Here is a 17883-nt window from a genome sequence, read left to right as displayed (position 1 = left end):
AACCATTTGGATACTAACGCACCCATCGGACGGCGTCACCCCGTGCACCCGTCGAACGCCGGCGCGCGCGGGGTGACGATCAGTCGACGCGTTGAGCTCCGACGCCCAGCCCCCGCACGATGCCGTCCAGGGCGCGCATTGCGCGCTCTGTCGAGGCGAGATCCCGCAAGTCCATCTGCCGCCGCACCAGACCATCCATTGCGGCGCCGACGAGCACCACCACATCAGGGTCGACCACACCCATACCCTCGAGCTGCTCTCGGACCGCAGACTCGTACCTCTCGTACATCTTCACTGCGAGCCCACGAAGCCGCGGATTCCGCAGCGCCTCATTCAGCACTTCGCGCTGAAACGCAACCGCCCCGCCGTCATCCAGGCCGACCTCGACGAGGTGGTCACCCAGCTGAGGCCGCGTACCGACCAGACCTGACGGCACCGACCCGGCAAGCGAACGATCGATCGCGTACTCCATCGCCTCTTCGATCAAGCGGTCGCGTGTGCCGAAATGACGCACGATCAGGCCGTGGGTCAACCCCGCCTGCGCCGCGGCGGCCCGCAACGTGAGTCCACGCATTCCCTTCGAAGAAATCACGGCGACTGCGGCGCGCACCAACTGGGATCTGGTGCTCTCCTCGGAGGTATCTGAACTCATCTTCCGAGACTAGTTGAGGCAACCTTCGGAGCGAATGGGTTCACCACGCCCCCTATTGCACGCGTGTATCCAATCGGATACTCTTCGGGAGCTGGACTAAGAGAACGATGGGATCGAACCGCGCGCCACCTGTACAGCGCCGAGCTCATCACCCCACGCTTCACCGACCCGAAGGACACAGATGTCTTTATCAATTCCGGGCGAGACCCCCGCCTCGGGTGCCGTCAACGATCGCCTGTCTCGCCCCCTCACCGAGGGCGTCAGGACTTCACCCCCCGCGGGAAAAGCCCTGATGCCATCGATCGGCATCGTGAACACGGCACTGATCGCGACCCTCTTGGGCGTGACAGTGGTCCTCCTGCCCAACCAGGTCGCACTGATCGATGACGCGAACAAGGTCACGAATCTGGCGATCGTCTCGTCGGTCACACTCCTGATCACTCTGCTTGCGCAGCCCATCATCGGTGCGTTCAGCGATCGCACCAGGTCCCGCTTCGGCAGACGTGCGCCGTGGATGTTCATCGGACTCCTCGTCATGGCGATGTCCACGGTCAGCCTGGGAAGCGTGCAGACGATCGCCTTCCTCGTGGGACTCGTCACGCTTTTCCAGTTGGGCTTCGCGACGATCTCCGCCCCCCTCGCCGCGCTCACGGCCGATAGGTACCCTCCGGAACGCCGTGGCATGGTGTCCGCCTTCATCGGCTTCGGTCTCAATGTCGGCTATGCGGTGGGCGTGTTCATCGCCGGCAACCTCGCGGCCAACGTGAATCTCGCCTACACGATCTTCGGCATCGGCGCTTTTGTCGTCGGGTTCGCCTTCATCCTCGTCGCTCGAGATTCGAGCAGCCTCGACATGCCGGTCAAGAAGTTCCGCTGGACGACCTTTCTGCTCAGCTTCTGGATCAACCCCCTCAAGAACCCGGATTTCGCGTGGGCGTTCGTCGCGCGATTCTTGTTCATCCTTGGCTACTACGTCGTCTTCGGCTACCAGTTCTTCATCCTGATCGACTACCTGGCCTTGGACCTGGATGGAGCGAACTCCGCGATCGCCGTCTTGGGCCTCGTGGCTCTGCCACCGACACTCATCGGGGCGTACGTCACCGGGTGGCTGAGCGACCGCTGGCACCGCCGCAAGCCCTTCCTGTACGCCGCTTGTGTCGCGATGGCTGCGGGGTTCATGTCCCAGTACATCGCGCCGACCATGACGGGGCAGGTCATCATGGTGATACTCACGGGAATCGGGTTCGGCATGTACCTCGCCTCCGATACCGCGCTGATGACTCAGGTCCTGCCTGATATCGAGGGGGCCGCTGCGAAAGACCTCGGAATCCTCAACCTCGCCACCGGTCTGCCGCAGGCTCTGAGCGCAATCGTGGCAGCGACCATCATCACCAGCTTCGGCGGATACAGCGGCCTGTTCATCTTCGCAACGGTCATCGTCATCGTGGGTGCGATCGCTGTCATCCCCATCCGCAGCGTCCGCTAGGGCGAGGGACCACACACACGCCATCTCCGCTGGCACTCAGCCTGCCTGATCTTCTCGAGGGACGAGCCGGTGCCACGAGGATCAGGGATCGCATGAGGAGGAAACGATGAACCACGATGGCTGGTTCGATCTCCCTTTGACGACCATCGCCGGGAGTCTTCGAGGAAGCGCGCACGTGAAGACGGGCGAAGGCGGAGTAACACCGTCCCACTTCACGAGCTGGGCAACCGACCGCGTGATGTCACCGGTCTTCACGGTCGTTGCGTCTGCGGCGGGTGGCGCACGGATCGAACTCGCAACTGATGCGCGCCGCATCCGCATCGACTATTCCGCCCAGCGGACCACGTACGGACCCGCCGCACCGCGGGCGCCGTTTGCCGCGGTGTCGGACGGAGTCGTGTGGTCGCTCGGGGAGATCGAGCCAGAGGTCGGGAGCACACTCTTCATCGATGAGCATGATCAGGTCAGTCGAGTCGATGGCCCCGGAGGACAGGTGCTGCTTGAGCGACCTTCGGGCGCCACGAGCTCCATCGTGGACATCTGCCTTCCGCTCGACGCAGCGATAGTGATTCATGGACTCGCGGCGGACGCTCCCGTCGCGGCTCGTCCCGAGGCGGATCGCGTTCGGTGGTTGCACCACGGAAGCTCGATCAGCCAAGGAGGACATCTGAGGAACCCTCTGCACCCTTGGCCCGTCCAGGTCGCTCGCCGCTTGGACATCGCCTTGACCAATGCCAGCCTGCCGGGAAACAGCCTGCTCGACCCCTGCGTGGTGGAAGAACTGGCGGGGATCGACGCTGACGTTGTTTCTCTGGAGATCGGCATCAACGTGGCCAACTGGGACTCTCACATTTCCAGGACCTTCGTTCCCGCAGTGCACAACCTGCTCGATCAGTTCCGGCTTCGGCAACCGAACACGCCTCTGATCGTGATCTCACCGCTCTTCTGCCCTACCTATGAGAACCGCGGAGGGGTGATCCAGATGGATGAATCGGGCAGCTTTCACCCTGTGCCGAACGCACGAGATGATGCCCTCAGCTTGACTGATATTCGCGGTCTGCTGGCATCCGTGATCGCCAGCCGATCCGACGATCTCATCTTTTCGATCGACGGCCGGGAGTTGCTCGGCCCTGACGAAGAACCGACCCTCACCGATGGGCTTCACCCTGATCTCATCGGCACGACTCTGATTGCCGATCGCTTCGCCGAGTTGGCGTCTGGCCCCGACGGGGCACTTTCCGAATTGTTCGGAACGGACCGGGATCGATAGACCGACACGGCGGAACGGATCGCGAAGTTCCTCCCGGTCAGAGCTCGACGCTCTCCACTCCTCGCACCGCACACGGGACGGAGGTCGAACTGGTGACGACCGCATCGTGCACCAGCCCGATCCCCGCATCGCGCCCTATCTATCGTTGTCGTGCCTTATCGCGAGATCACCTTCGGGGCGGCGACAGCTTTGAGCCCCGCTACGCCGAATTCCTGGCCGTACCCGGACTGCTTGGTACCTCCGAACGGAACGTGAGGGTTGAGCGCGCCATGCTGATTGATCCATACGGTCCCCGCTTGCAGCCGGGCGGCCACGTCCAGGGCTGCGTCGACATCATCAGACCAGACGGAAGCACCGAGGCCCTGCGTGGAACTGTTCGCCCGTGCGACGGCATCATCGATATCGGAGAAGCGGAGCACAGGAATCACCGGGCCGAACTGCTCCTCCACGACCAGCGAGGCGTCGTCCGCAATGTCGGCGACGACGGTCGGCCGGTAGAAGAGCGGCCCGAGTTCTTCGGCGGGCGTGCCGCCGGTGACGACAGTGGCGCCTCCGGATCGCGCCTCATCGACGAGGCGGCTCACGATCTCGAACTGCTTCTGGTTCTGCAGGGGTCCGAGGACATTTCCCGCCTCGAGTCCAGGTCCCATCGGCGTGGTCGAGGCGAGATCGGAGAGCGCATCGACGACCGATTCGTAGAGCGAGTCGTGCACGTACAGCCGCTTGAGTGCAGCGCATGTCTGACCGGTGTTGATGAAGATGCCCCAGAAGAGATCCTGAGCGATCTTCGACACATCGGTGCCGGGCAGCACGATGCCTGCATCGTTGCCTCCGAGCTCCAGTGTGAGTCGGGCGAGGTTCTGGGCGGAGGACTCGATGATCTTCCTGCCGGTCGCCGTCGATCCGGTGAACATGATCTTGTCGAGACCTGGATGCTTCGCGATCGCCGCACCGACCTCGCGGTCCCCGACGACCACGGACAGAACACCTTCGGGAAGGTGGGCGTTGAACACCTCGACGAGCGCCAGCACCGAAAGCGGCGTGTACTCGCTGGGCTTCACGACTACAGCGTTGCCCATCCGGAGGGACGGTGCGATCTGCCAGACCGAGATCATGATCGGCCAGTTCCACGGTCCGATCGCGCCCACCACTCCGAGCGGGTCGTAGTGCACCTCCGCTCGAGAGGCGCCGTTCTCGAACACGACCTCGGGTTCGAGAACGGTATCGGCGGCGTTTCTCGTCCAGGCGGCTGCAGCGCCGATCTCGAAACGGGCGTTCGGACCGTCGAGCGGCTTGCCCTGTTCCCGGGAGAGGATCACCGCGAGTTCCTCAGAGCGCGCTTCGATGTCGTCGGCGATGCGATGGAGGATTCGGCTGCGTTCCTGGTGGCCGAGGGCTGCCCAGGCCGGTTGCGCACCCCTGGCGGCACCCACGGCGGCGTCGAGATCTTCGAGCCCGTGCACGGGTGCGTATCCGATCGTCTCCCGGGTCGCTGCATCCGGAATCGCCCGCCCGTCGGACTCCGGAACAGTGATGGCATCGAGAAGTGTGGTCGCAGTGGTCATGATGTCTCCTTGTCGGATGTGGTTGAGATGTCCGTGGTCGAGCGGTGTCGCTCGGTGGCGAACCCGATGATGAATGCGATCGGTACGACCGCGAGAAGTGCGACGGCGGTCGTCACGTCACCGCCGATGAGAGAGGTGAAGTTCGTCACGACGAGTGCGAGGACGCCGATCAGCAGCACGGCCGCGGCGGCGGGTGCGACCCTGGTCTGCCACGTTCCGCCTCCCGGGTGCCGCACCGAATAGGTGATCACGGCGATGGAGCACAGGATGTACAGCGTCACGAGCGCGGCGACGGCGAGTCCGCTGAACCACGAGAACAGGGTGAGCACGGGATCGAGCCCCCACACGACGAACGGCAGGATGATCAGCACCGCGAGAATCGACTGCACCCACGCGGCCGCGTGCGGTGCGCTCTGGCGATTGGTGCGAGCGAGGGCGCAGGGCAGAGAACGCTGTGTCGCCAGCGCGTGAATGTACCGGTTGATGCCGTTGTGGAAGGCCAGGATGCCGGCGAAGAGTGAGGTGACCAGGAGGACCCCGGCCACAGGCCCCGACCAGGCGCCGAGAATACCGACCAGCGCATTGAAGACGAACACGGTCGAGTCACCGGAGACGACGGCTTCTTCCGCCGCGGCGACCGCGGCGTCCGCACCGTAGAACGAGATGAACATCCACGACACGAAGGAGAAGAACAGTGCGATGACGCCGACGGAGAGGTAGGTCGCACGTGCGACGGTGCGACGAGGATCCTTCGCTTCGCCAGAGTAGATCGCCGTGGATTCGAAGCCGAACATCGAGGCGACGGCGAACATGAGAGCGACGCCCGGCGCGCCGGACATCACCGCCGCCGGCGAGAAGCTCGAGGCCACATCGATCGATCCCTCGGGGCCCCGCCCATGATGAGCGTGCCCACCGCGAAGGCCAGGAGGATCGCCACCTCCAATCCCACGAGCACGGCGAGTACCCGCGCACCCAGCTCGATGTTGAGCGACCCCAGAACCTGTACCAGGACGATGGTGACGATCACCGGGACCCACCACGGCACGAAGACGCCGACTGTGGCGAGGAGACCGCTGAAGCTCGCGCCGTAGAGGCCGTACATCGCCGCCTGGACAGTCGCGTAGGCGACGATCGCGAGCCATGCTGAACCTGTGCCCGTCCGCCGCCCGAGTCCGGCGGAGACGTATGCATAGAAGGCGCCCTTGCCGTCGATCCGTCGCGACATCGCGATGAACCCCACGGCGAAGATGACGATGATGATGCCGATGAGCAGGTAGGCACCGGGTGCGCCTGCCCCGTTGCCGAGCAGGATCGTGAGGGGCAGGGCACCGGCGATGCCGGTGAGAGGTGCCTGCGCTGAAAGGACGAAGAAGAGGATGCCGAGCACGCCGACTGCACCCTTGCGAAGTGATGTGCGGTCGTCGGGATCACCTCGCTCCGCGAGGTGCGGGGGGCTTACTTCGTTTTTCGTGGACATGATGATCACCATTGATCTCTCGTAGTTGGGTGTTGCTGAATCAGGCGGACACCAGGCGGGATGCCGTGAGAACCCCGCGTGCTGCCTTCAAGCCGCTCTCGATGGCGCCATCGATGAAACCGCCCCATCCGTCGGCGATATCCGACCCCGCGAGCCGGACCCGCCCCAGCGGCTGCTGAAGCGCCGGCAGAGAGTCGGAGAGATAGCCGACTCGGTGCATCGGCCACGTCTCTCGGGAGAAGTCGTCGCCGACCCAGTCGTGTCCGGCGCTGGCGATGACGCGCAGGTCCGGCACGAGGCGGCTCAGTACCCGCTGAATCGCCTCCGGATCGTTGGGGTCGAGGGCTGATGCGTCAGGGCCGAACCCGATGACGTACGTGAGGCCGTCGCGCACATACTCCGATTGGAAGAAGTTCAGCGGCCAATCCGCTCCACCGAGCGCCACGAACGGACGATGTTCACCCTCGACGGTGAACCAGACCTTGACGCCGAGACCGAGCTGCCCGCGGTCGGCCGCCAAGCGGACCGGTGCGGGAAGAGCCGGCTCGAAGTGGATGCGCGGCAACGTCTGCAGCGGCACCGTGACGATCACATCACGAGCGGAGTACTCAGACCCGTCGGCCGTCGACACCGCCACGGACGACTGCTCCTGCGTTATCTGGCGGACGTCGACCCCGAAGACGAAGTCCGCCGACGTGTCTTGAGAAATCGCTTCGGCGAGAGCGCGCGTACCTCCCGCGATCTTGTAGGTCGCGCACGCCTCGAAGTTCACCTTCCAATCACCATTGGTCAGCGACACCCATCGCAGCGCCTGCGTGAAGGCGGCATCTGCGATCCGCCCGTTGAAGTTGAGAGTCCAGAATGACTCGACCAGTGCGCGCCTCTCCGCGCTGATCGGCAGAGCCGCGATCTCGTCGGCGAGCGAGAGAGAGTCGAACGCCTCGACCGACGCGCTCAGGGGACGGAAAGGCTGAGGGAAGACGTCTCTGGACCGCGCGGTGAGAATCTCATTCGGCTCGTCGAGCAACTCGAGCAGCTCGTCTGCCGAGCCCGCGACAAGCTTCGAGCCGTCCCACCAGTACGCGTTCTCGGGTACCGGGCTGGGGGCAAGACCGATGCCGTAACGGCTCAGTTCGGCCCAGACATGCGGCTGGGTCCAATGCACCCACGTTCCGCCGAGTTCCAGATCCATGCCGAGTCGGCGGTCGAGCCACGTGCGGCCGCCGATCCGATCTCGCGCTTCGAGGACCAGCACCGACTGCCCTGCACGGGACAGCTCGCGAGCAGCTGTGAGGCCGGAGAACCCCGCTCCCACCACGATGGTGTCGTACGGCTGTTCCATGTCGATGTCACTCATGAGTAGACGAAGAACTCGACGGTCGGCTCGAGCACTGTCCACGTCGCGGAGACGCCCTTGTTCATCGACGCGGATCCGCCAGCAGAGACTTCGAATGCTGCGGAGCCCTCCGGCTCGATTCGCACTCGTCCCTCGATGATGTAGATGGTCTCGTCCGCATGAGCCACGACGACCATCGGACCGGGGGTCTGCTCCGGGGTGATGAACCAATAGCCGGCCGAGAGCTCGTCGCGCTCGCCCTCTCCGGGGCGGCGCACCCACTGCACCTCTCCGACCTCGAAAGGCTCACGCTTCGCAGCGTCCACACTTCCAGCGGTGATGAATTGTTCAGACATCGGCGTCCTCCTTGACGGTCCCGGCGCTTCTGGTGCACCTGCACCCAGACTAAGCAGTTGCTTAGTCTGGGCACAAGAGCGGGTTTTTGCGGTTTAGTAGATGCATGGTTCGACAGGTCCCTCATGGCAGCGGTCGCGATCTCTTGGTGGCGACAACGGTAGGGATCGTCGCGGAGAAGGGCCTCCGAGGCATGACTTTTCGCGCGGTCGCGGAGAGAGCGGGCGTGAACAACTCGCTGATCGCCCACCACTTCGGAGACCGAGAATCGCTCCTCGCAGCCGCACTCGACTGGAGCGTCGAGCGATCGATCGAGACGACGGGTCTGCTCGACCTCGCGACGAGCGGCGCATTCGCTGATGGCCTGCTCGACTCCGTCGCCGATCGTCCCGAACTGCAGGCATTCCAATACGAGATGATTCTCGAATCCCGGAGGAACCCGCGTTACAAGCCGTACGTCAGTCGCCTCTACACCCGATACAACGAGGTCGTCCAGGCGAGCCTCAGCGAACACGGTATCGACGATCCTTCCGGCGCGATCGCCCGATCCGCATTCGCAACCCTGGATGGCGTCGTCCTGCAATTCATGGCCGGTGTGGATCCTGAGCTCCTGCGAGCGGCACTGCACAACCTCTGGCAAGGACTACTGGGCGACGACACGCGCGTTCAGCCCGGCGCACTCGCGACCGACGAGCAGCCCCACTCCAGCAATGACGTGGGTCTGCTCACCGAAACCTGATGGCTCCGTGCCGGGGCTATACCTTTCTGTACGCGCCTCGCTGCGGACGAAGTCATCGAGACCGTCCGGCGCCTCGAGAGAGTTCTGCGCCGTCAAGGTGATCTCCGCGTACTTCGCTGCTCGACCTCACGAAGAGCGATGATCGCCTGGTGATCCACGCCTGGCTGGCGAAGCGGCGATTCATCGACGGACGCAGCGGAGCCGCGGGCAGCGCCTCGCGGCGAGATCGGCGCACTCGGCAGCGCCACCACCAGCGTCGTCTACTCGACGAGGTTCCTCTCCACCCATTCGCGCAGAGTCATGGTCGGGATGCCGTGGCGCGCGTTGAACGTGCCTTCCTTCCCCCAGGCCACGCCGCGTCCCTGTGCGAACACTGCGCGGTACTTCCTGGTCATGTTGTCCGGGTCGACGGCGAGTTCAGCCATGAGGAGGGGCTCCGACCATACGCGCAGCGCAAACGAGCGCCCCAGACCCTGTTTCAGCGCCTCCGCCAGCTGGCTGTACGTGATCGTGTCGCCGGCGACGTAGACGATCTCGTTGCGGATCCGCGGCTCGGCGAACAGGATCGCCGCGGTGAGCGCACCGATGTCTTCCGGGGTCGTCACGGTGACGGCGGTGTCCGGGGTGCCGAGTGCGTTCACGGTGTCGTTCGGCAGGTCGACCATCCCCGACCCGGGCTCGAAGAGGTAGTTCATGAACATGCCTGTGGATATGATCACCCACTCGGTGTCGTCCTGTGATCGGAGGAGGTCTCGCACGTCGAGCTGCGAGTCGAAGATGTCCTGAGGGCTCCCCCGCCCGATCACATCGAAGTCGACTCCGAACTGCCACGGGAAGTACCGCGGGAGCTTCGCCTGCAGCGCGGCCTGCGCGACCTTCATCGGAGTGTCGAGGCCTGCGGTGATCCCCGTGCAGCCGATGACGGTGTCGTAGCCCGAGAAGATCGCCGCGAGGTCGTCGACGGTGTTCTCGACCAGGTCGCCGGGGACGATCCCGATGCCGAGGGCGCGGATCTCCGCGACGTCGCGCTGCTTCGCCGGAACGGTGGAGTCGATCGTATGGGCGCGCAGCAGCACATCCACGGAAGTTCCCGGCACATCGGCCGCCCGGCGCGCGATGTTGCGCAGCACGGGCATCCCGAGTTCACCTGCTCCGATGACGAGGATCTCCCGCGAGGCGCCGCCCCAGCCGCTCACTGACATGTGTTCTTCCTTTCTCCGGCATCTCGAGGATCGGGACGCCGTACGCTCACGAAGCGTAAACTTTGACATCACTGTCAAGGTCAAATCCAGCACCATCGAGGAAGGGCACACCGCGATGAAGATCAGCGAAGCCGCGGAAGAGATCGGAGCGCCGGCACGCATGCTGCGTTACTACGAGCAGCAGGGACTCATCGCGGCATCACGGTCGGGGAACGGGTACCGCGACTACTCCGCCGAGCAGATCGATCATGCCCGCCACGTCCGTGCACTCGTCGAAGCGGGACTCTCCACTCGCATGATCAAGATCGTGCTGGACATCGAGGCGCCTGTTCCGAACCAGCAGTCGACGCACGAGAGCCGAGCCTCCGCCGAAGAGCTGGCGAGAGAGCTGCGCGTGGTCGAGAACCGCATCGTCTGCCTGCAGAAGAGCCGCGAGGCTGTCATCAGCTATCTCCAGAACTCCGACCATGCGGATCTGCTGACGACCGCACCCGCGTGACCGGTCCGCGGCAGTCGGCCTGAATGACCTTCCCATGTAAAGTTTTTGGCACATTCGCGCCATGTTCGTTTTACGGCACCTGACGATGATGGTATATTTTTATAACCAAAACGTGCGGTGCGATTTTTCGAACACAGATGGGGTGGCCACGGTGAAGCTGCAGACACCATCAGACCTCGCGCGTATGGTCAAGAACGCCCGCGTCCAGCGCAACCTCACCCAGCAGGACGTCGCCGACGCTGTCGGCATCACCCGTCAGTCCCTCGCCCGCCTCGAACGCGGCAACGGCGGCACCTCCTTCGACACGGTGTTGCTCATCCTCGACCACCTCGGCATCCACCTGGACGCCACCACCGAGCGCCGCATCCCTCCCGCCACGACCGTCGCGACGGGTGCCGCCCAGGCAGCGGCCGACGCACTCGCCAAGCGCATCACACCGCTGATCGGCTCGGGCACGCTCGACGCACTCGACAAGCAGCTCCTTGGCTCGCTCCCTCGGATCGCCCCCTCGCTTCCACCCGAATTCGACACCTCTGGCATCCTCAAGCAGATCGAAGCGAACCTCGGCCCCGCTACGCTCGCCTCCATCCGCGAAGCCTCCCGCGGACTCACCGAGCGTCTCACCGTCCCGGGCTCCGTCCTCATCGATCCGCCTCGCGCGGTGGAAGCCGGCTCCAGAGCAGCCGCGGATGCCCGAACGGCGGAAGCCCGAACGGACGCCGACCCGCATGCCGAGGCAGGTATCGAATGATCCGCGCCCTCAACGTGTACCTCTACGACACCCACGTCGCCACGATCACCCGGCGGGGCGAGAACCTGCAACTGCGCTATCTGCCCGAATACGTCGAATCGGACACCCCAGTCCCCATCTCTGTGACACTCCCCGTCGTAAGTCCTCCCTTCGGTAACGACGAGACCAAGCGGTTCCTCGACAACCTCATGCCGGACCGCGCTGATGTTCGTTCCCGGTGGGCGCGCGAAGCGAAGCTGACCAGCGACAGCACCTTCGACCTGCTCTCCGTCTACGGAGCCGATGTCGCCGGCGCACTCGAGTTCTACCCCGCAGGCACATCACCCAGGCAGGAGGAGAACCTGACGCCGCTCACCGATAGAGAGATCGGCGACCGGATCCGGCAGATCCGTCGAGACGATTCCGACTGGTTGCAGCACCGCGCAGTCGAAGAGGGGTTCTCGCTCGGCGGCGCTCAGGGGAAGTTCGCGCTCACCCTTCGCGACAACCGGTGGTTCGAGCCGTCTGGACGGCAGCCGTCGACACACATCTTCAAGCCGGGCATCCAGCCGCTGCCTGGCTCCGACGTCACTGAGCACATCACGCTGCAGGTCGCACGCCTGCTCGGGATCGACACGGCCGCATCCGTGATCGCCGAGTTCGACGGCGAGCACGTCCTCATAGTGGAACGCTTCGATCGCTTCGAAGACAACGGCGCCATCAGCCGAATCCACCAGGAAGACCTCGCTCAAGCTACCGGGACGTCGCACGTCCAGAAGTACGAATCCGACGGCGGCCCCGGCTACCGCGACATTTTCACCGTCTTCGACCGCAACCTCAGTGCTGCGGACGCCAAGACCGCCAAAGAGCGGTTCGCGAAGCTGCACGTCTTCTCCTGGATCATCGGTCACAACGATGGGCACTCCAAGAACTACTCCCTCACCCATGTGCCCGGTCGTAGCGTGCTCGCCCCCTTTTATGACCTCAACAGCTCGCTCCCGTTCACGCAGCGAGAGCAAGTCCTCGCCCACGAACCTGCGGTCTTCGACGACGTCGAGCTCGCCTTCGCAGTCGACGGCGCGAACACACTCGGCACCTTCAATGGCGACAGTATTCGACGCCTCGAAGTCGACGCGGGGCTCACCGAAGGGTATCTGCGCGACTTCGCCCTCCAGGTCGCCGCGGGCCTCCAGCCCGCCGTCGCTGTCGTCACCGAAGCAATCCCCGATCGCCTGAACGAGCTCCCCTCCGTCGCGCTTTACCCGCACGCCACGTACACGCAGACCCTGAGAGTCTTCGACGCCCTCATCTGACCGAGCCGCCCCCGGGAGGCTGCATTCCAAAGGCGTCGGTGTCTGGTTTCAGGACATCGTGAACGCGTGAGGTGCTCGCCAGCACCGAGCTCGACGTGACGCCGAACGAGATCGCCCCGGCAGCAGGCTGATCCACAGCTGATCCACCGCTGATCACAGAGAGAGGGGATGCCGGGAGCTTCCGCACCAGGCATCCCCTCTCTGTTGCTGCTACTTCTGCGGCCGTCGAGGTCGCTGCGTCACGCCACAGGATAGGGGTGTTCGGCGCCGTCTCGCCGGGTGTAGATGTCCCAGTAGTGCTCGGCGATGGTGTCGGCCTGACTCTCGGGGCCAGCGGCACCGATCCAGGTGGAGATCGGCACGTGCGCCGCGTACACACCGGTGCCGGCGGTGACCTGGTTCAGTTTCATCACATAGGCGCGAAGGGCGGCGGTGGCGATGGCGATGTTGCCGAACTCGGGCGGCCCGGCGAGCGGGTTCTTCGAGGATCCGCCCGTGGTGAAGAGGAGGGTTCCCGAGTCGCGTCCGATCATGTCGGGCAAGACCTGCTGCGCTGCGGCGAGACCACCGTAGAGGTAGTAGTCCAGTTCGGGCTGGATGTTCTCCACCGTCGCATCCAGCGGAGCGACCATGGCATCCAGGGACATTCCGGGCGAGGGCGAGAACTCCAGCACGTCGACGCGACCGTACCGTTCGTCGATGCGGGCGAACGCCGCGGCCAGGGACGGCCTGTCCGTGATGTCGGCCGCGAAGCCGGCGGCGTCGATGCCTTCCTCGCCGAGTTCTGCGGCGAGGCGGTCGAGTGTGTCCTGGGTGCGGGACACGAGAGCGACGGAGAAGCCGTGGCGGCCGAACACTGTGGCGATGGAGAGGCCCAGTCCGGGGCCGGCACCGACGATGGCGATGGTGGGCATAAGAGCATTCCTTTCGAGCGAGACCAGATTAAATGGAATCTTGGCTCCGGATGATCATCACACAAACGGAGTGAGATTTCCACTTAACCGGTAGACTGCTGGCATGCCCGCCCCGACCGAGAAGACGAGGCCCCTGCGCCTCGACGCGGAGCGCAACCGTGCAGCGATCCTCACTGCGGCGGCGACGGTGTACGCCGAGCGAGGTTCTCATACGTCGTTGGAAGAGGTCGCCAAGTTGGCCGGCGTCGGAGTCGGCACGGTGTACCGCCGCTTTCCGAACAAGGGGCTGTTGATCGAGGCGCTTCTCGAGGCCACCATGCGCGACTATGCGGAACGCATCGAAGCGTTCGCTGTGCAGGCCGAGACCGAGCCGTGGGAAGCGTTCCGGGGGCACGTGATGTCACTCGTGCACATGCAGGCGAACGACCGGGCATTCAGCGAGGTGATCGCGGATCCCACATCGAGCTCGGACGCCTTCCGGGATCATCATGACCGGGCACTGCGCGCATCACTCGCGCTCACCGCACGGGCGCAGAGCGCGGGCGTCCTCCGTAAGGATTTTCACCACCGCGACCTGCTGATCCTCACCCGCGCCAGCCACGGCATCGTGGCCGCGGGAGACCCCGACGGTATCGGCGACCCCGTGCGCCTCGCAGAACTGTTCCTCGACGGGCTCCGTCGTCGCTGACGCGCACGCGCGTGCCGCTGCCCCGCGGACGACTCTCGTCCAGCGGTAGGAGGTTGGCGTATCGGGGTACGCGTTCCACGGGAGCATCTCAAAAGTTGAGATCGCGGCCTCCTCGACGGCTTCGTTCACGGGCGGCTCCGGGACCGCGCGCCTGCGCAGGCGCGCGGTTCCTCACTGCCGAGGGCGACTCGGTCTCACGACCTGCCCGCGGCGCGCAGAGGATCCACTTCATCGAGTACGACGGTCACTGCCGCGATCATGTCGCCCGCGGAGGCCGTCACACTCGCCGCCCCGTGACCGGTGCGTCGGACGACGGCCAGCGCCAATCCGTCGAACGTCTGATGCTCGGGTCCGTCGTAGCCATGCGTCGGAGCCGGATCCCCGCTTCCCACTGCCGCGAGCACGGCGTCGCCGTCGACGCGAACCTCGATGAGCCGGTCTGCGCCGGTGTTGACCCGTCCGTCCGCGTCGACGACAGCGATCTCGATGAAGACCAGTTCTCCCGACGGACCGTCCTCCACCCTCGTCTCGAGGCGGCTGGCATCGCCGGCGCTGGAGAGAGAGAACGTCTCGGCGCGCGCGCCCTGGCGAATCGCCGTGGCGGTCAGCTCACCCGGGCGGTAGGCGACGGTGAACTCTGCCGTGAAACGGTTGTCGGCACCTGCGGCGACCGTGCCGATCACGTCTCCGTCGAGAGCGAGCTCGACCTCCTCCGCATCGCTGTAGACCTCGACTGCGAGCGGTGTTCCCTCGTGGCCGGTCCAGGTCCAGCTGCCGATGCTGTCGCTCCAGGTCCAGGGCCCCGCGTAGAACGTCGCGTCCTCATGACCGGGCCGGGACACGGCGATGTAGGGGCTCTTGCGGAGCCCGAAGACGATCTCCCGATAGAACGAGGCCGGGCGGCGGCCGCCGATCAGGTCCAGGTCGCCGCACCAGGCGGCGATCCAGGGGTACGGCCCGCTGAGGCTCGGCGTCTCGCCTTCTGAGAGGTGGTGGGCACGGCCGATCCCCACCTCTCCGAGATAGTCGAAGCCGGTCCAGGTGAAGTCGCCGATGACGTGCGCGTTCTCGGTGACGAGGGCCCAGTTGTGGTCGATGCGCGTGGGGAACGTCTCGGTACCGACGATCACGCGGTGGGGAAACAGCTCCTTGTCCATCACGTAACGGCCGTCGAGGTAGTTCATACCGGCGATGTCGAGCACGCCGAAGGACTCGGCGGTCTTTTCCGTGACCATCGGGGACATGCCGATCTGGTTCATGAACTCCCCCGGGCCGGCCATGAGCGTGTTGATCCCCGCGGCGTCGCCGTCGCCCTGCCCGTGCTGCGCGGCCAGCTTCTTGATGTCGTCCATCACGGCGAGCATCCCGTTCACCGCATTCGTGACGTACCGCGTCGGGTCGAGTACGCGCACCTTCTCGGCGAGCGCTCGGCCCATGATCCCGCCGGCAGGCGAGCCGGTCTCGGGAATCTCGTTGCCGATCGAGTACACGATCACGGACGGATGGTTGAAGTCCTTCGTCACCATCGCTTCGACGTCGCGCTCCCACCACTCCGTGAAGTGGAGCGAGTAGTCGTGGGGCATCTTGTTCGAGGTCCACATGTCGAAGGTCTCGTCCATCACGTACACGCCCAACCGGTCGCACGCCTCGAGCATGGCGACGCTCATCGGGTTGTGCGAGGAGCGGATCGCATTGAATCCGGCGTCTTTGAGCAGACGCACCCGGCGTTCCTCGGCGTCGGCGAACGTCGCCGCCCCGAGGATCCCGTTGTCATGGTGGACGCAGGCACCACGGAGCTTCACGACCTCACCGTTCACGCGCAGTCCATGCACGGGGTCGACCTGCAGCGTGCGGATGCCGAAGACCGCCGACGCGTCGTCGATGGTCGCTCCGGCGACGGTCAACTCCACCGCCGCGGAGTAGAGAGTGGGGTTCTCAGCGCTCCACAGCTGCGGTGAGCGGACGTAGAGCCGCTGCCGACTGCGGGACCGTCCGTTCGCGTCGACGGTCACCGGGACGGTGCCGCGTGCCACGGTTGCTCCTGCGGTGTCGGTGAGGGCGACGGCCACGTCGACCGTCTCGAGACGATTGCTCGTGCTCGCCACGACCACGTCGACCTCCACCACGGCACCATCCGGTTCGATGTCGGCCGCGCTGACCCGGACTCCGTCGACCGGGATGTGGACGGCCGGTCCGACGTGCAGCCAGACGTCGCGGTAGATGCCTGCTCCGGTGTACCACCGGGAGTCTCCCCCGTGCCGTGATTCGACCTCGATGAGGTTCTCCTCCCCGGGGCGGAGGAACCTGTCGGCGTCGATGGTGAACCCCGAGTAGCCGTATGGACGCTGACCTGCGAAGGCGCCGTTGATGTGCACGGTCGCGTCGCGGTAGACGCCCTCGAACTCGAGGACGATTCTCTGGCCGGCGAGGTCGGCCAGAGGGGTGAACGTCCTGCGGTACTGATACGCGCCGCCGGGGAAGTAGGCGACGGCGCCTTCTCCGTTGGGATCGCGCTGCTCGTGGATCAGCGCATCATGCGGGAGGGTGACGTCGGCGTACGGGATGCTGACGCCGCCGAGCTCGGCGAACGGGTTCTGCTTCGGTCGGAACTGCCAGCCATCGTTGAATGCCGTGCGCTTCATCGGGTCTCCTTCGGTCGTGCGGTGGGGCTGCTCAGGGATTCGCGGACGGCGTCGAGCACCTCGAGGGCGGCGATGCTGTCTGCGAGGGGGTGGGTGGGGTGTTCAGTCCGGTGCGCGGCGATCGCGACGGTGACCGCTTCGAGCATCGGCACATACCCGTTGCCTCGGCGGTCGTGGTGGGTCCGGCGCCGCTCGGTCAGGGCACGGGCGATCGGTCCTGCCTGCGTGGTGAATTCATCCGCGGCCCAGAACGGCGCAGGCACCGACATCCACCCGTCGGATCCGCTGACGGATGCCGTCGGCTCGATGTACTCGATCATCGATGCGCTCAGCTGCGCGAATCGCCCATCGTCGTACTCGAAGGTGGCGTGCGCGGTGAGGTCGACGCCGTCGTCCCTGACGCGACCGGTGGCGTGTATCCGCGCGGGCCGTCCGAGCACATCGAGCGCGAGGGTGATCGGATAGATGCCCTGGTCGAGCAGCGTGCTGCTGGCGCGCTCCGGGGTCCAGCGGGAGGAATCGGCCCGCCCGAACGGCAGCCCGAACGAGGCGCGCACGCTCCTGACCTCGCCGATCGCCCCTTCGCGCGCGGCCACGATCAGGTCGCGGTATGCGGGATTGAACCGCATCCACATGGCCTCCATCGCGAACCGCCCGCTCGCTGCCGCAGCACTCGCGATCTGCCGACCCTGTTCCGCGCTCACCGCCATCGGCTTTTCGATGAGCACGTGCTTGCCCGCCTCCAGAGCAGCGATCGCGATCGCCGCGTGCGTGGAGTGCGGGGTGGCGATGTAGACCGCGTCGACCGTCGGGTCGTCGAGCAGCGCGGACACGCTGCCGTGGGCGACAGCGAATCCGTTGTCCGCCGCGAACGCGCGGGCCCGGTCCGGGTTCCGGGAGCACACCGCCCGGCGGCGTGCTCCCGGGGTGAGGTGGAGGTCGTCCGCGATGGACTGGGAGATGAAGCCGGTGCCGACGACCCCCCAGTTCACCTCTGTGTCGTGCGTGGTCACAGC

The 17883-nt window shown here is 65.3% G+C and carries 17 protein-coding genes; 7 read left to right on the top strand and 10 right to left on the bottom strand.

Annotated features, from left to right (window positions below):
* Positions 1-79 precede the first annotated feature (79 nt).
* Entirely contained in the window at positions 80-652 is a 573-nt protein-coding gene (locus tag ASD43_RS07590; protein ID WP_045254175.1) for a TetR/AcrR family transcriptional regulator, read from the bottom strand.
* A 292-nt stretch (positions 653-944) separates the two neighbouring features.
* Between ASD43_RS07590 and ASD43_RS07585 the strand changes: the two genes are divergently transcribed.
* Together ASD43_RS07585 and ASD43_RS07580 are read left to right on the top strand one after the other, a co-directional pair.
* Entirely contained in the window at positions 945-2138 is a 1194-nt protein-coding gene (locus tag ASD43_RS07585) for an MFS transporter (protein WP_056415610.1), read from the top strand.
* A gap of 106 nt (positions 2139-2244) precedes the next feature.
* Positions 2245-3408 carry a GDSL-type esterase/lipase family protein gene (locus tag ASD43_RS07580; RefSeq protein WP_056415607.1) on the top strand — a complete coding sequence of 388 codons (1164 nt, stop codon included), beginning with the start codon at positions 2245-2247 and terminating at the stop codon, positions 3406-3408.
* A 155-nt stretch (positions 3409-3563) separates the two neighbouring features.
* Here ASD43_RS07580 and ASD43_RS07575 read toward each other — a convergent pair whose 3' ends face one another.
* Genes ASD43_RS07575 through ASD43_RS07560 form a run of 5 tightly spaced genes read right to left on the bottom strand, consistent with a single transcriptional unit; the run spans position 3564 to position 8142 of the window.
* Entirely contained in the window at positions 3564-4973 is a 1410-nt protein-coding gene (locus tag ASD43_RS07575; protein ID WP_056415604.1) for an aldehyde dehydrogenase family protein, read from the bottom strand.
* Positions 4970-5842, bottom strand: a complete 873-nt coding sequence (locus tag ASD43_RS17640) for an APC family permease (RefSeq protein ID WP_327043727.1) — start codon at positions 5840-5842, stop codon at positions 4970-4972. The genes ASD43_RS07575 and ASD43_RS17640 overlap by 4 nt, the downstream gene beginning before the upstream one ends.
* Complete coding sequence (locus tag ASD43_RS17635; protein ID WP_327043725.1) at positions 5812-6450, bottom strand: hypothetical protein; 639 nt, start codon at positions 6448-6450, stop codon at positions 5812-5814. The genes ASD43_RS17640 and ASD43_RS17635 overlap by 31 nt, the downstream gene beginning before the upstream one ends.
* Before the next feature lie 40 nt (positions 6451-6490).
* Complete coding sequence (locus tag ASD43_RS07565; RefSeq protein WP_082068931.1) at positions 6491-7807, bottom strand: flavin monoamine oxidase family protein; 1317 nt, start codon at positions 7805-7807, stop codon at positions 6491-6493.
* Positions 7804-8142, bottom strand: coding sequence for a cupin domain-containing protein (locus ASD43_RS07560; RefSeq protein WP_045254177.1), 339 nt, complete (start codon positions 8140-8142; stop codon positions 7804-7806). The genes ASD43_RS07565 and ASD43_RS07560 overlap by 4 nt, the downstream gene beginning before the upstream one ends.
* 104 nt (positions 8143-8246) lie before the next feature.
* Here ASD43_RS07560 and ASD43_RS07555 point away from each other — a divergent pair, with 104 nt between their 5' ends.
* Positions 8247-8879, top strand: coding sequence for a TetR/AcrR family transcriptional regulator (locus ASD43_RS07555; RefSeq protein ID WP_082068932.1), 633 nt, complete (start codon positions 8247-8249; stop codon positions 8877-8879).
* A gap of 260 nt (positions 8880-9139) precedes the next feature.
* Here the strand turns inward: ASD43_RS07555 and ASD43_RS07550 are convergent, their stop codons facing one another.
* The gene (locus ASD43_RS07550; RefSeq protein WP_056415601.1) at positions 9140-10081 is read right to left on the bottom strand and encodes an aromatic alcohol reductase; all 942 of its coding nucleotides are present in this window, start codon (positions 10079-10081) and stop codon (positions 9140-9142) included.
* A gap of 115 nt (positions 10082-10196) precedes the next feature.
* Here ASD43_RS07550 and ASD43_RS07545 point away from each other — a divergent pair, with 115 nt between their 5' ends.
* The 3 genes from ASD43_RS07545 (at position 10197) to ASD43_RS07535 (ending at position 12623) form a co-directional block, all read left to right on the top strand.
* Positions 10197-10580: a MerR family transcriptional regulator gene (locus ASD43_RS07545; protein WP_056415598.1), complete on the top strand. Its 384-nt coding sequence runs from the start codon at positions 10197-10199 to the stop codon at positions 10578-10580.
* A 142-nt stretch (positions 10581-10722) separates the two neighbouring features.
* Positions 10723-11331 carry a helix-turn-helix transcriptional regulator gene (locus ASD43_RS07540; protein WP_162247492.1) on the top strand — a complete coding sequence of 203 codons (609 nt, stop codon included), beginning with the start codon at positions 10723-10725 and terminating at the stop codon, positions 11329-11331.
* Entirely contained in the window at positions 11328-12623 is a 1296-nt protein-coding gene (locus ASD43_RS07535; protein ID WP_056415592.1) for a HipA domain-containing protein, read from the top strand. Before ASD43_RS07540 ends, ASD43_RS07535 begins: the two co-directional genes overlap by 4 nt.
* Before the next feature lie 239 nt (positions 12624-12862).
* Here the strand turns inward: ASD43_RS07535 and ASD43_RS07530 are convergent, their stop codons facing one another.
* Positions 12863-13537, bottom strand: coding sequence for an SDR family NAD(P)-dependent oxidoreductase (locus ASD43_RS07530; RefSeq protein WP_056415588.1), 675 nt, complete (start codon positions 13535-13537; stop codon positions 12863-12865).
* Between the two features lie 103 nt (positions 13538-13640).
* On the opposite strand from ASD43_RS07530, the gene ASD43_RS07525 reads away from it, so the two are divergent.
* Entirely contained in the window at positions 13641-14225 is a 585-nt protein-coding gene (locus tag ASD43_RS07525; protein ID WP_056415585.1) for a TetR/AcrR family transcriptional regulator, read from the top strand.
* Positions 14226-14419: 194 nt separating this feature from the next.
* Here ASD43_RS07525 and ASD43_RS07520 read toward each other — a convergent pair whose 3' ends face one another.
* Positions 14420-16867, bottom strand: coding sequence for a glycoside hydrolase family 2 TIM barrel-domain containing protein (locus tag ASD43_RS07520; RefSeq protein ID WP_056415577.1), 2448 nt, complete (start codon positions 16865-16867; stop codon positions 14420-14422).
* Positions 16864-17880, bottom strand: coding sequence for a Gfo/Idh/MocA family protein (locus ASD43_RS07515; protein ID WP_056415574.1), 1017 nt, complete (start codon positions 17878-17880; stop codon positions 16864-16866). The genes ASD43_RS07520 and ASD43_RS07515 overlap by 4 nt, the downstream gene beginning before the upstream one ends.
* Positions 17881-17883: the final 3 nt, after the last annotated feature.

It is taken from the genome of Microbacterium sp. Root553 (genome assembly GCF_001426995.1).
In the GTDB taxonomy this organism is placed as follows: Bacteria; Actinomycetota; Actinomycetes; order Actinomycetales; family Microbacteriaceae; genus Microbacterium.
Note: the sequence above shows the minus strand (reverse complement) of the source record. Positions and strands in the feature narration are given on the sequence as shown.

Bases quoted from the DNA above. Each gene is read 5' to 3' on its own strand.
- ASD43_RS07590 (WP_045254175.1), bottom strand. From the start codon at position 652: ATGAGTTCAGATACCTCCGAGGAGAGCACCAGATCCCAGTTGGTGCGC.
- ASD43_RS07565 (WP_082068931.1), bottom strand. From the start codon at position 7,807: ATGAGTGACATCGACATGGAACAGCCGTACGACACCATCGTGGTGGGA.
- ASD43_RS07560 (WP_045254177.1), bottom strand. From the start codon at position 8,142: ATGTCTGAACAATTCATCACCGCTGGAAGTGTGGACGCTGCGAAGCGT.
- ASD43_RS07520 (WP_056415577.1), bottom strand. From the start codon at position 16,867: ATGAAGCGCACGGCATTCAACGATGGCTGGCAGTTCCGACCGAAGCAG.
- ASD43_RS17635 (WP_327043725.1), bottom strand. From the start codon at position 6,450: ATGTCCACGAAAAACGAAGTAAGCCCCCCGCACCTCGCGGAGCGAGGT.
- ASD43_RS07525 (WP_056415585.1), top strand. From the start codon at position 13,641: ATGCCCGCCCCGACCGAGAAGACGAGGCCCCTGCGCCTCGACGCGGAG.
- ASD43_RS07555 (WP_082068932.1), top strand. From the start codon at position 8,247: ATGGTTCGACAGGTCCCTCATGGCAGCGGTCGCGATCTCTTGGTGGCG.
- ASD43_RS07585 (WP_056415610.1), top strand. From the start codon at position 945: ATGCCATCGATCGGCATCGTGAACACGGCACTGATCGCGACCCTCTTG.
- ASD43_RS07545 (WP_056415598.1), top strand. From the start codon at position 10,197: ATGAAGATCAGCGAAGCCGCGGAAGAGATCGGAGCGCCGGCACGCATG.
- ASD43_RS07530 (WP_056415588.1), bottom strand. From the start codon at position 13,537: ATGCCCACCATCGCCATCGTCGGTGCCGGCCCCGGACTGGGCCTCTCC.
- ASD43_RS07535 (WP_056415592.1), top strand. From the start codon at position 11,328: ATGATCCGCGCCCTCAACGTGTACCTCTACGACACCCACGTCGCCACG.
- ASD43_RS07550 (WP_056415601.1), bottom strand. From the start codon at position 10,081: ATGTCAGTGAGCGGCTGGGGCGGCGCCTCGCGGGAGATCCTCGTCATC.
- ASD43_RS07575 (WP_056415604.1), bottom strand. From the start codon at position 4,973: ATGACCACTGCGACCACACTTCTCGATGCCATCACTGTTCCGGAGTCC.
- ASD43_RS07580 (WP_056415607.1), top strand. From the start codon at position 2,245: ATGAACCACGATGGCTGGTTCGATCTCCCTTTGACGACCATCGCCGGG.